At 67.2% G+C, this 13,808-nt stretch carries 14 protein-coding genes; 5 read left to right on the top strand and 9 right to left on the bottom strand.

Annotation, left to right across the window (positions count from 1 at the left end):
• Positions 1-33: 33 nt before the first annotated feature.
• The 3 genes from G7071_RS09990 (at position 34) to G7071_RS09980 (ending at position 4,522) form a co-directional block, all read left to right on the top strand.
• Positions 34-636: a TetR/AcrR family transcriptional regulator gene (locus G7071_RS09990; RefSeq protein ID WP_068111710.1), complete on the top strand. Its 603-nt coding sequence runs from the start codon at positions 34-36 to the stop codon at positions 634-636.
• Positions 637-667: 31 nt separating this feature from the next.
• Complete coding sequence (locus tag G7071_RS09985; protein WP_068111707.1) at positions 668-3,007, top strand: MMPL family transporter; 2,340 nt, start codon at positions 668-670, stop codon at positions 3,005-3,007.
• A gap of 960 nt (positions 3,008-3,967) precedes the next feature.
• Positions 3,968-4,522 (top strand): TetR/AcrR family transcriptional regulator, encoded by a 555-nt coding sequence (locus tag G7071_RS09980; protein WP_068111705.1) that lies wholly within the window; start codon positions 3,968-3,970, stop codon positions 4,520-4,522.
• A gap of 333 nt (positions 4,523-4,855) precedes the next feature.
• Here the strand turns inward: G7071_RS09980 and G7071_RS09975 are convergent, their stop codons facing one another.
• Positions 4,856-5,335, bottom strand: a complete 480-nt coding sequence (locus G7071_RS09975) for a PaaI family thioesterase (RefSeq protein WP_068115057.1) — start codon at positions 5,333-5,335, stop codon at positions 4,856-4,858.
• Positions 5,336-5,340: 5 nt separating this feature from the next.
• Complete coding sequence (locus G7071_RS09970) at positions 5,341-5,967, bottom strand: TetR/AcrR family transcriptional regulator (RefSeq protein WP_068111701.1); 627 nt, start codon at positions 5,965-5,967, stop codon at positions 5,341-5,343.
• Between the two features lie 229 nt (positions 5,968-6,196).
• On the opposite strand from G7071_RS09970, the gene G7071_RS09965 reads away from it, so the two are divergent.
• Complete coding sequence (locus G7071_RS09965; protein ID WP_068111696.1) at positions 6,197-7,375, top strand: cytochrome P450; 1,179 nt, start codon at positions 6,197-6,199, stop codon at positions 7,373-7,375.
• A 360-nt stretch (positions 7,376-7,735) separates the two neighbouring features.
• Positions 7,736-8,332, top strand: coding sequence for a hypothetical protein (locus G7071_RS09960; protein WP_166318098.1), 597 nt, complete (start codon positions 7,736-7,738; stop codon positions 8,330-8,332).
• A 656-nt stretch (positions 8,333-8,988) separates the two neighbouring features.
• On the opposite strand, the gene G7071_RS09950 is transcribed toward G7071_RS09960, so the two are convergent.
• The 7 genes from G7071_RS09950 to G7071_RS09920 all read right to left on the bottom strand — a co-directional run bounded on the left by G7071_RS09950 (position 8,989) and on the right by G7071_RS09920 (position 13,801).
• Positions 8,989-9,915, bottom strand: coding sequence for a tyrosine-type recombinase/integrase (locus tag G7071_RS09950; protein ID WP_084527694.1), 927 nt, complete (start codon positions 9,913-9,915; stop codon positions 8,989-8,991).
• Positions 9,916-10,335: 420 nt separating this feature from the next.
• The gene (locus tag G7071_RS09945) at positions 10,336-10,662 is read right to left on the bottom strand and encodes a YidH family protein (RefSeq protein WP_166318095.1); all 327 of its coding nucleotides are present in this window, start codon (positions 10,660-10,662) and stop codon (positions 10,336-10,338) included.
• A gap of 200 nt (positions 10,663-10,862) precedes the next feature.
• Positions 10,863-11,990, bottom strand: coding sequence for a cation diffusion facilitator family transporter (locus G7071_RS09940; RefSeq protein WP_166318092.1), 1,128 nt, complete (start codon positions 11,988-11,990; stop codon positions 10,863-10,865).
• Positions 11,987-12,361: an ArsR/SmtB family transcription factor gene (locus G7071_RS09935; protein WP_166318089.1), complete on the bottom strand. Its 375-nt coding sequence runs from the start codon at positions 12,359-12,361 to the stop codon at positions 11,987-11,989. Before G7071_RS09935 ends, G7071_RS09940 begins: the two co-directional genes overlap by 4 nt.
• A gap of 77 nt (positions 12,362-12,438) precedes the next feature.
• A complete protein-coding gene (locus tag G7071_RS09930; RefSeq protein WP_206062756.1) occupies positions 12,439-13,101 on the bottom strand; it encodes a hypothetical protein in 663 nt (220 codons plus the stop codon).
• A complete protein-coding gene (locus G7071_RS09925) occupies positions 13,101-13,379 on the bottom strand; it encodes an SHOCT domain-containing protein (protein WP_166318086.1) in 279 nt (92 codons plus the stop codon). The genes G7071_RS09930 and G7071_RS09925 overlap by 1 nt, the downstream gene beginning before the upstream one ends.
• A gap of 68 nt (positions 13,380-13,447) precedes the next feature.
• Entirely contained in the window at positions 13,448-13,801 is a 354-nt protein-coding gene (locus G7071_RS09920; protein ID WP_166318083.1) for a DsrE/DsrF/TusD sulfur relay family protein, read from the bottom strand.
• Positions 13,802-13,808: the final 7 nt, after the last annotated feature.

Below are 13,808 nucleotides of genomic sequence, written 5' to 3'. Positions count from 1 at the left end.
TGCCCATTGGGCACGACAGGTCATACTGCGCACATGGATCGTGGACTGCGTGACCTCAAGCGAGAGGCGACGGGACAGACGCTGGCCGTGGCGGCGTTCCAGCTCACCCGAGAGCGTGGCCTGTTCGGTTTCGTCACCGCGGACGTGGTCGACCGAGCGGGCTACTCGCGACGCACCTTCGCGAACCACTTCTCCTGCAAGGAAGAGGCGGTCGCTTCGGTCGCGTTCGGCCGGGTCGACGACGTCAGCGAGATCCTGACCAGCCTCCCCGCAGACCTGCCCTTGCTCGATGCCCTGCTGGCCGTCATGAGGGAGCAGTTCACCGAAGACACGTTGCTGACGATGCGCGAGCTGATGACGATGGCGCGGCAGTACCCGACCCTGGAGCCCTACGTCCTGGGTGTTCAGCAGCGCATGCGTCATACCGCCCAGGAGCTCTTGGGGTCGGTGGCCGGGGACCGGTACCCCTCGATCTATGTGCCGCTGCTGTTCGGCGCGGTGTACGGCGCCGTGATGGCCGCCCTGGAGGGCACCCTCGACGTCCACCTCAGCGGCGAGAGCGACCTCAGCTCCGCCGCGATGGACTACAGCTCGTTTCTCGACCTGACCTTCGACTACCTACGCAACGGCCTCTAGAACCCCCTCGCCCTCAAGGAGCACCAGACCCATGTCCACCTTCCTGTACCGGCTCGGACGAACCGCCTTCGGCAAGCCGTGGCTGTTCATCTCGGGCTGGCTCGCGGTCCTCGCCGTGGTCGTCGGTGCGGTCGCTATCAACGGGGTCAGTGTCAGCTCCGAGATGAAGATCGAGGGCACCGAGGCACAGACCGTGCTCGACCGCGTAGCCGATGAGCTGCCTGCAGCCTCGGGAGGTCAGGCCAGCGTCGTCTTCACCGTCCCGGAGGGTGAACGACTCGACACCGCGGACCGCCTTTCGGTGATCACCAACACCGTCAACGACGTCTATGACCTCGACAAGGTCGTAAACCCCCTCGACCTTGCTCCGGGTGCGGCTGATCAAGGCGCTCCAGGCACTCCCGAGGAGAATGCACCGGGCACTCCCCCGACGGGATCGGCGCAGGGGCAGACGCCTCCCTACCAGCCGCTGCTGGTGGACGGAGCACCTGTGCCCGGCGTGCTGGTGTCCTCCGACGGTCAGGTCGCGCTGTTCCAATTCCAGTTCACGGTCGCCTCGACCTCCTTGACCGACGATGACGTCACCTCGGTGGTCGAGGTGGTGGAGCGCGCGGAGCACGGGACCGGGATCACCGTGCTCCCGAGCGACTCGCTCAAGGCCATCGAGATCCCGGTCGGCATCGGCGAGGTGATCGGTCTCGCCGTCGCCGCCCTGGTGCTGGTGCTCACCCTGGGCTCGCTGATCGCGGCCGGCCTTCCCCTGGTCACCGCGCTGGTCGGGGTCGGCATCGGCGTCGGCGGAGCGTACGCGCTCTCGACGGCCGTCGAGATGAACTCCGCCACCCCAGTGCTCGGTCTCATGGTGGGCCTCGCCGTCGGCATCGATTACGCGCTGTTCGTCGTCAACCGGCAGCGACGGCTCATCCTCGACCGCGGACTCACCGCGCAGGAGGCGGCCGGCAGAGCAGTCGGCACCGCGGGCAGTGCCGTCTTCTTCGCCGGCGTGACCGTCCTCATCGCACTGACCGCACTGACCGTGATCGGCATCGCCATGCTCTCCACGATGGCCCTGGTCGCGGCGTCCACGGTGGCCCTGGCCGTCCTCATCGCGCTGACCCTGCTGCCCGCACTGCTAGGGCTGGTCGGTGAGCGGATCTGCTCGGACAAGGCCCGAGCCCAACGCCGCGCCAAGGTCAAGGAGGAATCACACAGTGTCGCCGACCACTGGGTCAAAGGCGTGATCAGGTTCCGGTGGCCCGTCATAGTGGGTGTGGTCGCCATCCTGGGCGTGATGGCGATCCCCGCCGCCAGCATGAACCTGGGCATCCCCACCGGGGCCACCGCGAACCAGGACACCGCCGCCCGGCAGAGCTACGAGGCAGTCTCGCAAGGCTTCGGCGAGGGATTCAACGGTCCCCTACTCGTCACCGCAGAACCCACCGGCACCGCCGGCCGCGTCACACCCGAGCTGACCGCGAAACTGATCGCCGACCTCCAGGACCGAGACGACATCGTGCTGGCCGCCCCGGTCGGCGTCAACGAAGCCGGCGACCTGGCCGTGTTCAGCGTCATCCCCACTTCCGGCCCGAGCGACGAGGTCACCAGCGACCTGGTGACTTCGCTGCGCGAGCCCGACAACGCGATCGCCGGCGACAATGAGGTACAGTTGGGCGTAACTGGGTTCACCGCCATCGGCATCGACATGTCCGACAAGCTCGCCGACGTCCTTCCGCTCTACCTCGGCATCATCATCGCGCTTTCCGTGCTGATCCTGATGCTGGTCTTCCGCTCGGTAGTCGTCCCGATCAAGGCCACAGCCGGCTTCCTGCTCAGCATCCTGGCCACCTTCGGCGCCACCACTGCCGTCTTCCAGTGGGGCTGGCTCAGCAGCCTCTTCGGGTTCGACACCGGGGGGCCGCTGATGAGTTTCATGCCGATCATCGTCACCGGCATCCTCTATGGACTGGCCATGGACTACGAGGTCTTCCTGGTCTCCTCAATGCGCGAGGCACACATCCACGGTGAGGGAGCACGGCAGAGCGTCGTCCACGGGTTCGACCAAGCCAGCCGGGTCGTCGTCGCAGCCGCCATCATCATGGTCGCGGTCTTCTCCGGCTTCATCTTCAGCCACGACATCATGATCAAGCAGATCGGCTTTGCCCTCGCCGCTGGCATCCTTATCGACGCCTTCGTCGTCCGGCTGACGCTCGTCCCGGCGCTCATGGCCGTCTTCAACGAGCGAGCATGGTGGCTGCCCCGCTGGCTCGACCGCGTGCTGCCAGACCTCGACATCGAGGGGGACAAACTGCTCACGATGCTCAACGAGGAGGCTGAGGCTCCGGGTCGTCAACACCTCGAGGTCCGCAACTGAAGTAGGCGAAGCTTCCAGAGTCGAACGTCGGGCGATGTTTCAGGAGCCGCCCCAGACCTACGGCGTCTGCCAGCCTCTCTGAACGTGGGCGGCCATCGGCCCTTTGGCTCGACAGTCAGCCTGGACCGCTCCGCGAGTCACACAAGCGCAGCTCCGTTAGTGCCAGCTCGCTGCGCGGAAAGCGCTCAACGTCGCTGCTGGGGTTGATGGAGTTGCTTGGTGGCCGCCATCGCCGGGCCCCCGGACGGGGTGTCTGGGCCCGCCCATCAGCGATGAGTTAGCGAACGGCTGACCGAGGGCGTCCGGCGCGATGGAGGTTGGCTTACCGCCGGGGCGCGCCTGGGCGCCTCCACGTGCGAAACCGCGCGGGACGAGAAGGAACATCGTGGGGGCAGGCTGGACCGCGTTCGCGCAGGTACTCCTCGAGGTCGCCCAGCCCTCGGGCGATATCCCTGCGCAGCTTGCGTTCGGCAACGAACCGGAGGCGCGGAGGCGGATGCTCGCGAACCCACGCGGTGTACATGAACTGGCCCATGAACCAGCATGAGCCGAACGCGATGCTGCCAGCCACCAGCGTCCACAACACGACTGCCAACGCATCCCACAACGCGCTTCCCAGCTGTTGCCATGCCGGCCCGTACGGATCTCCGTACCTCACTTCGTTCACCTCCACCCCTAGCGGCGAGCCGGGCCTCACGATCACCCCAGCCACAGTGGCACAGCCCACGGTACGCCGAAATACATAGGAGGAACAGGGTAGATTCGGGAAGCGCGCTATCGAGCCTTGTCAGCGTCGATTCGGCTCCGCCGGCGATCCCCGGGACGGAGAGGCGACGCCAGCATCCACACTGAGCACGGAGTGAGTTGTGTATGGAGCAACCTTCTGGCCGAACAAAGACCCCCGGGACGGCAACGCCCAGGCTCAGCCCGGGAGGTTCAGGACGCCGACCGGGGCACAGCGTGACACGCGAGCAGATAGCTCGGGCCGCTCGCGAGCAGTTCGCCGCCGGCGGCTACGACCGCGTGACCATGAGGTCAATCGCGGCACAGGCAGGCGTCGATGCCGCCCTGGTGGCATACTTCTTCGGCTCGAAACGGGAGCTCTTCGACGAGGTGACCGTCCTCTCTTTCGATTCGGCCGCGTTGAGGGCTCAGCTCCTCGACGGCGACTCCAGGGACGTCGGCGAGCGCCTAGCCAGGTGCCTGATCGAAGCCCTCGATGAAGCAGGCCGGCGGCAGCGTATCCTCGCAATCATCCGCACCGCCGGGGTCGAAGCCGACACTGCCCGCATGATTCGGGACAAGTTCACGACGGGGGTGCTGGAACCGATCGTGTCCCAGCTCGGAGCCGGGCAGGCACCATTGCGCGCCGTGCTCGTCATGTCGCAGATCCTGGGCATTGCCGTGGCTCGCCACGTCGTCGGACTCGAAGATCTGACCTCGGCAAGCCAAGACGAGCTGGTGGCCGCGTTTGCTCCTACGTTGCAGCGCTACCTGGTCGGCAACATCTCCTGACACGGCGTCCGTCTGCCCGCGGACACTCGGCCCTATCTTCGACCCGCGTCGGCTTGCAGCCTGCCCACCGCCACCCGTGGGTCGCGGCGCCTGCGCAGGCGTCCCCGGCTATGGCGCAAGAGACAGAGCAGGATTCCCCCTCGGCTAGCGGTATGGGTGCTACATGCAACAAAAAGCGGAGGGCGAGCTGGTCTCGGTGGAGACAATCGAGCAGGAGCTGACGTTGTTGGTGCGTGGCGCCCAGAAGGTGCACTTGCGCGGCGGGATCGAGCGGCCCCCACGAGCGCGGCTCGGAACCCTCTGGTCCGGAAGAACGGCGCCGGACTGTCTGCGTCAGATTGGCAAGCCCTGGTTGAAGTGGGTCACGTCCACAGAAAGGAAGAGGGCCGAGGCGGAGGCGACACGTGACCCTCCGAGCTGCTTCATGTCGGCTTCCATGAAGAGTTTGCGCCCTTCTGTGCGGGTGACCCTGGCGGCGAGGTCGTAGGTAGTGCCGAGGATGACCGGTGAGTCGTAGAGCACCTCGAGCTTCCGGGTCACCGCAGGACCGCCCGTGAGGTAGAGCAGGAACCCGAAGAGGTCGTCGAAAACGGTTGCTACGGCACCGCCGTGGGCGATCCCGGGTGCGCCCACGTGACGTTCATCGAAGACGTGGGTCGCGTGCACCTCCTCTCCTCGACGATTGACGGTGAGGTGGTGGCCGTGCGGGTTGTCGGGTCCACAGGCGAGGCAGAGGGTGTGGTGCGGGGGAAGTTGAGCACCATCAGCGTGCAGCCGGAACTTCTCGTTCCAGCTGGCGAGGAGCTCCTCCATGCTGCTCACAGCGGGTCACCCCGCCGCTGGTCGCGACTGCCAGGTGTCGCGAGACCGTCGAGGACCAGCTCGGTGATCGCGGCGGAGAACCGTGCTGCGTCGGCGGACGGGTCGGCGGAGGGCCCCTCGACGGCCGCGCTGAGGCCAGCGACGGTGATGGCACCGAAGACGCTCAAGGCCACGGCTGCCGGGTCGGCGACCTGGCGCAGGGACCCGTCGGAGACACCGTCAGCCAATAGTTGCTCGATCGGTTCGTAGAAGGCAGTCCGCAGTGCCGCCGCCAACTCGGGCAGCCGGGTCGCGCGTCCGAGGTCGCCGACCAGTGCCCGGCACAAGGACGGGTGCTCGAGCATCACGCCCAGCTGCGCCAGCACAGCCGCCTCGAGTCGGGTCCGCGCGTTCTCCTCACTCGTGACCGCAACACCGACGGCTCCGGCGATCATGTCCAACAGGTCGCCGAGGAGAAACTCCAGCACGGCATTCTTGCCGTCGAGGTGGTAGTAGATCGTGGCCTTGGGGATGCCCGTGGCTTCGGCGATGTCTTCGATCTTGGTGCCGTCCAGACCGCGCTCCGCGATCAGCTCCGCCGCCCCGTAGAGCTGACTGGCCAACTTCGCCGGAAGCTTCCTCATCCCACACGTCTCCGTTCGGGTGCCGTCGATCTCGGTGAGGTCGCGGGTCTCGACCTATGCGACATCGTATGTTGTACTCACAGTACAAACCAAGAGTTCAGAAGATGACGCGGCCCACCGAGCGACGGTCGGTGGGCGGCACGGTCGTCGCCCCCGCCCACTGTCCGTACTCGACATCGATCACAGCCGAGGGCTGCGGATGAAGGAGCGACCGCGAAGGAGATGTTCGATGAGCGATCAGCCACTGACCTACAGCCCGTTCGACGCCGAGGTGATAGCTGACCCCTATCCCGTCTACCGAGAGCTGCGGGCCAACTCCCCGGCCCACTGGTCGCGCGAGGCCAACTCGTGGGTACTCAGCCGGTACGACGACGTCTCCGCCGCCCTGGCCGACCCGGCGACGTACTCCTCAGCGTCGGGCATCTTCCCAACCCCACCCGGGGTCGACATGACGGAACTGTTCCTGCCGATGCTCATCATGAGCGATCCACCCCGGCACACCCAGCTGCGCCAGATCGTCAGTCGAGCCTTCACCCCGCGTCGCATCGCAGCGCTCGAGCCGCACATCGAGACCTTGGTCAAGGACCTCCTCGACCAAACTCCGGAGGCAGGCAATTGGGAGTTCGTCTCCGGGTTCGCCGGCCCGCTTCCCGCCATCGTCATCGCGGACATGCTCGGCGTTCCGCGTGACGACCGTGATCAGTTCCGGGCATGGTCCACCACGCTGATCCAGTCGAATCCTGTCCGAGGAGAGTTCGGCGCCGGGCTGGATGCCGCCGCCGCGCTCTACGAGTACTTCACAGCCTTCCTCGCCGAGCGACGCGCGCACCCTCAAGACGACCTCATGACGGCACTCGTCCAGGCCGAAGTCGACGGCGAGTACCTCAGCGAAGAAGAGCTGCTCGGGTTCTGCCTACTGCTGCTCGTCGCCGGGCACGAGACCACCACCAACCTACTCTCCAACAGCGCCGTGGTGCTCGCCCAGCACCCCGATGTCCGACAGCAGCTGGCGGACGACCCAGAACTCGTGCCGGCCGCGGTCGAGGAACTACTTCGCTTCGACTCACCCGTCCAGGGCCTCGCGCGAACCCTCACCGCGCCGGTGGAGCTGCACGGGGAAAGCATGCAGACCGGTGACACGGTGCTGCTTCTCTTCGGTTCGGCCAACCGCGACGATCACGCCTTTCCCCACGCAGACCGCTTCGACGTCAACCGGCACCCCGAACGACAGGTTGCCTTCGGACGCGGCATCCACTTCTGCCTCGGCGCATCCTTGGCCCGCCTCGAAGCACGCATCGCTCTCCAGACACTGCTGACTCGCCGTCCTGACTGGGACGTCGACCTCGACGCGGCCGTCAGGCTCCACTCCGGCCCGATCCGGGGCTACATCTCGCTGCCCATGCAGTAGACGCCCAACGCGGAACGGACGACATACGAGACGATCCGCGATCGACCCGCACCGTGTCCTCGACACCGAGGACGTCGCAGACGCTCCGCTGGCTCCTGGCACGGGTCGTCCACCGCAGAGCCGAGCCAAGCACCTACGGCGACCTCCAAGACTGGGAGGGCACGGTCATCGAGGGCTGCGGCATGCCGTCGAGACGCTCCGGGAATGCTGTGGTCACGACCCTGTGCGAACGTCAACTTCGCCGCCGTTTCGTCACGGTCTGGTCGACCACTCCGCCGGTCCGCACACGCGCGAGTGCGGACTCCTGTCCCGGTCCGAGGACGTCCGCTGACCAGTAGCCGCGCGGGTACCCTGAGACGCATGCCCTACCGTCGCTGGACCCGGCTCGGGATAGTCGCCGTGGCCAGCCACCTCGGCTACGAGCTAGCCGTCGGGGTCGGGGTGCCGGGTGCCCCGCGGATCGGCGTGCGGCCCGCCGTCGCGGGGTACGCCCTGGCGACCGCCGGCGCCTACCGGACCGCCGGTCGTCTCCCTGGCCCGCGCGGAGACCGTAGGTTCGCGGCCGCGAACGGGCTGTTCGCGGCCGCGGTGATCTCGCACTATGCGAGCTGGCCGCGGGCGACCTGGCACGGACTCCCCTGGCTGGTGGAGTGCGAGGGGATCGAGGGCGTGTTGATCGTTCCCTACAACATGGTGCTCCAGGTGTCGGCCGTGGCCGTCGTGGGCGGACTGGTCGAGAACCTCAGCGCCTGGCCGTGGGCGCTCGCTCGCGGCCGGCCTCGTCGCCGTACCGGCACTGCGCTGGCTGACACCGCGCGAGTACGACCGTCTGCTGGCGCAAGCGGCCGCCCAGCCGGGCTGGTGGAACCGGCGGCTGGCAATCCGGATGCGAAGCGGCAGCTAAGAAGGCATGGGCACCGACAGATACCAAGCAGTCACGGACGGCACGGTTCATGAGCTCACGCGTACGGGCACGCTTCTGCGGGTCGAGGCCGGGTCGGCTCGCGACGAGGTCGGGAAGACCTGGTCGAGGATCTAGTCCATCCCCTCCGCCTGGACGAGCCCGTCTCGGCCAATGCCCATCAGCGAGTCCCGGAGATGCTCGGGTAGAGCACGTCTGCGTCGCAGAGGACGACGAACAGCACCGTCAAGCACGCCCTTCTCCTGGTCAGTCCGTCGGCGGCGTCGCGGGGCGGCCCCTGTTCATCACGGCCATGTAGACCATCAGGGGCTGGCCTTGATCCGGCGGTGCTTGCCGACCTTGCGGTACTCGTGGTCGCCGGCGGCGAGCAGACCGATGAGGCAGGGCCGGCTGACGTCGAGGAGCTCTGCGGCCTGCTGGGTGGCGAGCTCGACTGCGCCAGCACAACAAGCGTCTCCTTGGGGTCGCGGCCGGGAGGAGTCGGATGACGCTGTCGGGGTGGGTGGCGAGGTCGTCCTTGACGTGCGGCGCGGCGCGACGGCGGCGCTGCCGGGGTTGGACGGGACGAGTGGTCAATGCGGTCATGGTGCTTCTTTTCTCGAGGCGGGCACGAATTCGCAATACTCGAAGCAAACGGAGCGTTTCAATCTTCGGGTGGGTCTTCTTCCGCTCTCCCGAGGCTCCAACGCGTTCACAGGTTCCCGAGGTCGAGACGCCGGGCTTCGGCGGCGGCGCGTTCGCTGGCGTTGGCGCGGGTGTAGCGGATGAGCATCTCGACGCGGGTCCAGCCGGCCATGGCCATCAGGCCGGACTCGGAGCCGCCGGCGGCCAGCCAGCGGTGGGCCGCGGTGTGGCGGAGTCGGTGGGGTCGGAACCCGGTGATGCCGGCTCGTTCGGCGCGTCGGCGCAGGGAGCGGTAGAGGGCGTCGGCGGCGAGCCCGCAGCGACGTTCGCCGAGCCAGAGTTCTTCGCGATCGGCATGGGGCTGGGTGGTGCGAACGGCGAGGTAGGTGCGGATCGCGGTAGCTGTGGCCTGGCCGATGGGGATGACGCGGCCGCGGCCGCCCTTGCCGCGCCGGATCGTGACGAGGCCAGTCGCGAGGTCGAGGTCGCCCGCGGTGAGGGCGATGACCTCGCTGAGCCGGATCCCGGTCTCGGCCATCAGCCGGATGATTGCCTCGTCGCGGGCGTGCCGTAGCGGACGCGCCGTCGCGGGAACGTCGGCGGCCTCCGGCTGGCAGGTCTGCAGGAGCGCGCGGACCTGCGCGACAGTGAGCGGGTCGACCACGGGCTGGTCCAGCTTGGGCGAGGTCATGCCCTGGAACGGGGCACCATCCAGGTGCCCGACTGCGAGAAGCCAGGCAGCGTAGCGGCGCACGGCCTGTTGCCGGATCCGCGCCGTGCTGGGCGACCGACCGGCAGCCAGCATGGTCGTGATCCAGGTCTGCAGGCTGGTGCGTCGCATCGGCGGCAGGTCCTGGGTCTCGGTCCAGGTCAGGTAGCGGCCGACGGCGTCGAGGTAGAGGGCGATCGTCTTGGGGCTCTTGCGCTCGGAGGTGAGCGCGAGGCGCCACTCGGGCAGGAGGTCGCGGGCGGTGGTGGTAGTGAGGTCAGTCATGGCGACAACCGACCAGCGGGCCGTCAGCGTCACGCGCTCAGCAAAGGCCGACGACTACGACGCGAAGCGGGGACGTGGTTGGTCCGGATAACTCAGCCGTAAGTGGTACGAGAATCAAGTCTCTAAATGCTTTCAGGCTCGGAATCCGTAGATTCCGAGCCTGAACTTTGTAGCGGGGGCAGGATTTGAACCTGCGACCTCTGGACAAGATCGGAGTGCCTGCTCGCGCTACATCAAACTTCGGGTTCCTCTGGGAAACCTCGGGTGGTTGAGGAGGTTCCCCATCGAACGCCTTCAACTCTATCGGAACGTCTCGGAACAGTTGCTCATCGTTTCCGATGACCTTCTGATGACGTGTTGAATCCTTGACACCGGGATGGCCCACATGTCGCCAGCCGAGTGGGCGATGGGCCGCTCCAGTTAGGTGAGGACCAGAACGATGACCGCGAGCGACACGACACCGACAACGACGGCAAGGACCGCGTGGGCGCGCGGCGGCGGTGCGGGTCGCCCATCCAAGATCGCAGCTTCCACCTTCCGCCAGCGATCCCAAGCGATCACCGCTGCCGCCGCTGCCGCCGCAGCAAGCAGCACCGCGAGTCCCCGTTCCGCGAAGGCGGGCCAGGGCAGGTCAACGGCGACCAAACCTGCAGACACCGCCAGCATGCCCAACGACGTACGGATCCAAGCCAGGAACGTCCGTTCGTTGGCGAGCGAATAGCGCGGATCTACGTCGCCGCCCGTCATATCGACAGTCTCGCACCGACCGGGTCCAAATCTCGGTGCGACTCAACACCGGCAGGTGTCAGCCATTCACAGCGTTTTAGACGGCCTTCCGATTGCCGTGACGCGCTGGCCAGTGCGAGAACAACGGCGGCGCGGCAAGGATCGCGAATGGTGGGCGGCCTTCATGTTTAACAGGCATGCCCCTACTCGGGCGCCGGTGTTCAGTTGCGCGCCGACACGTGGTGATGGGCGAGCACCTGATGCGGGTCGCCGTTCTCGTCGCTGGGGCTGGTGTGCACGGTCGCGCCGACGAGTTTCGGGATCGCGTGAAGGAGCCGGTGATGGGCGTCGGTGGCGATCGCGTGCGCGGCGACGATATCGAGCGTGCTGTCAACGACGATGCCGGCCTCAGCACGGAGCCGGTGCCCGATCCAGCGAAGCCGGACCTGCTCGATGCCGCGGACCCCGTCGGTGCGCCGGAGGGTTGTCTCGGCGGTCGCGGTGAGCTCGGGATCTACGGCGTCCATGAGCCGCCGGTAGACGTCACGGGCAGCGTCGCGCAGCACCAGCAGGATCGCGATCGTGATGAGAAGTCCCACGATGGGGTCTGCGAGGGGGAAGCCGAGCAGCACCCCGATTGCGCCGAGAACGACAGCCAGGGAGGTGAAGCCGTCGGTGCGGGCATGCAGGCCGTCGGCGACCAGGGCCGCGGAGCCGATCTGTCGGCCGACCCGGATCCGGTAGAGCGCGACGAGCTCGTTGCCTGCAAAGCCGATCAGTCCGGCCGCGACCACGACCCACGGGTATGAGAGGGGCTGAGGGTCGAGCAGCTTGCGCAGCGACTCGTACCCGGCGATCCCCGCGGACAGGACAATCATCGCGACGATGAAGATCCCAGCAAGGTCCTCGGCGCGTCCATAACCGTAGGTGTACGACGAGGTCGGGCGTCGGCGACCGAGGACGAAGGCGATCCACAGCGGGATGGCGGTCAGGGCGTCGGAAAAGTTGTGAATGGTGTCGGCGAGCAGCGCGACCGACCCGGTCAGCACGACGATCACCGCCTGCGCGAAGGCGGTCACCAAGAGCACCAGCAGGCTAACCTTGACAGCTCGGATGCCCAGCGTGCTGGATTCCAGCGCGGAGTCCACTGAGTCAGCGCTGTCGTGACTGTGCGGCCGGAACGTCTCTGCGAGGAACCGCCGGAGCGCACCACGGGGCCCGTCCTCATGCCCGTGACCGTGACCATGCCCGTGACCGTGCTCGGCGCGATGCGCAGCCTCGTGGGCTCGGAGCGCCTCGGTGACCTCGGGATCCGGCTCGTGCTCGTGGGGAGGGAGTTCGTGGGTCATCGAGCGTCCTTGAGGTCGACGACGTCTCCGCGGTGGTGGGCAGGGACCCCGGGACCGGCGTGCTCGGCGTGATACAGAGCGTCGGCAACGAGCTGCCGGACGTGATCGTTGGCAACCCGGTAGAAGACCTGGGCTCCCTGCTTGCGGGGAAGGACGAGCCGGGCCAACCGCAGCTTGGCAAGGTGCTGGGAGACCGCGCTCTGCGGCTTGCCGAGGATCTCCACGATCTCGTTTACCGACCGCTCCTCAGCGAGTACGGCCCACAGGATCCGGACCCGTGTCGGGTCGGCGAGCATGCGGAAGACCTCGACTGCGAGGTCGATCTGCTCGTCGCCAGGCTGCCCTTCATCCGCAGCATCATATGCACGCATGCGCATATGATTACACATTGGGCCGCGAGGCGCCCTCGTGGGCGCCCAGGTCGTGGCAGGCCAACATGCTTGGTTGGCTACGAGCCCTCGGACATCTCTTGGAAGTCACCGTGCCAGTTGTGGTACCAGACGGCGCCGGTGATGGCGTTGACCGAGAGCATGCCCTCGATGCGTCCGTCGTTGAGGGTGTGCAGGGTGTAGTAGCCGGGAAAGGCGTCCGGTTCGGCGACGGTGAGACCGTCGCGGTCGGCGGACCACGCTTGGGCAATTTCCTGGGCCTGCTTGGGGCTGATCTGGGTCGGGGCGCCGGCTCGGGCCATCACCCCGTAGCGGGTGTTCCACATCATGGCGGGCCCGAACTCCAGCTGTACGGCCCCGGTGGACGGGTCGACCAGCACCTCGGTGGCCAGGGTCTCGTCGGGTTCCTCGAGCTCGGCGTAGTAGTTGTTGGCGAAGCGCATCACCTCGCCAACGCGCAGGTCCGGCGCGAGTCTGTCGGCGAACTCCTCGGCTCGGTCCCGCGCCTCGGCCAGGGCATTCACGGGGTCGCCATCCCCGGCCAGCCACCCGGCCCTGGGGTTGCCGCCCATCATGGGCCCGCCCATCATGGGGCCGCCCATCCCGCCCCAGGGACCGGACCCGCCTGCGAAGCCGTCCTCTTGGGTGGCCAGCCACGCGCCGGAGCCGAGCATCGCGAGCAGGGCAACCAGCGGGACCCACAGTCTGCTTGCCGTGCGCATCACCGGGGCTCGTTCTGGCCGGCCCGTGAAGTGCGCAGGGTGGTTCGCATTGACCGGTAGGTCTCTTCGTCCAGTTCCCCGGCCGCGAAGCGGCGGTCCAGGATGTCCTCGGCGCTGTCTGCCCCGTTGTCTTGCGGCGGCGTGGAGTCGCGGCCCCAGGCATTCCCGCTGAGCAGGGCGCGGGAGATGGTCCAGATGATCAGGGTAATCAGGGCGACCCAGAAGATGGTCATGGCGATCCAGCCTCCAGCGCCCATGCCGTACCCGTAGCCCATCATCGGTGGCTCCTCTCGTTAGGGGTGAAGATCGATAGGGCGGGCGGCGCTGTTCTCGCCGACGACCGGGTTCAGAAGGTGAGGACTTGGTCGGCTTCTACGGTCCATGCCGCGAGCTCGTCCATGTTGGACCGGGGCGCCTCTTCGATGAGGTGTTCCTTGGTGAGCCCGCGCGCGTCCAGGCAGGTTCCGCAACAGGCGATGTGCCCGCCATGACGGGCGAAGGTCTTCAGCATCCGGTCCAGGGTGTAGTAGCCGTCCGGGGTCTTCTGCCCGGCGATCGCGCAGGTCACCGCGTCCCCCATCAGGAAGACCGTGACGTTGGTGTCGTCGCGCTTGGTCAGCGCGGTTGCCAGGCGGATCGCGTTGAAGGTCTCGTCCGCCCCGTAGGCGGGCTGGTTGAGGATGAGCAGGACCTTCTTCATACCCCGA

Origin of the sequence: Nocardioides piscis (genome assembly GCF_011300215.1) — a bacterium.
Taxonomy (GTDB): Bacteria; Actinomycetota; Actinomycetes; order Propionibacteriales; family Nocardioidaceae; genus Nocardioides; species Nocardioides piscis.
This window is presented reverse-complemented; position numbering and strand designations above follow the sequence as displayed.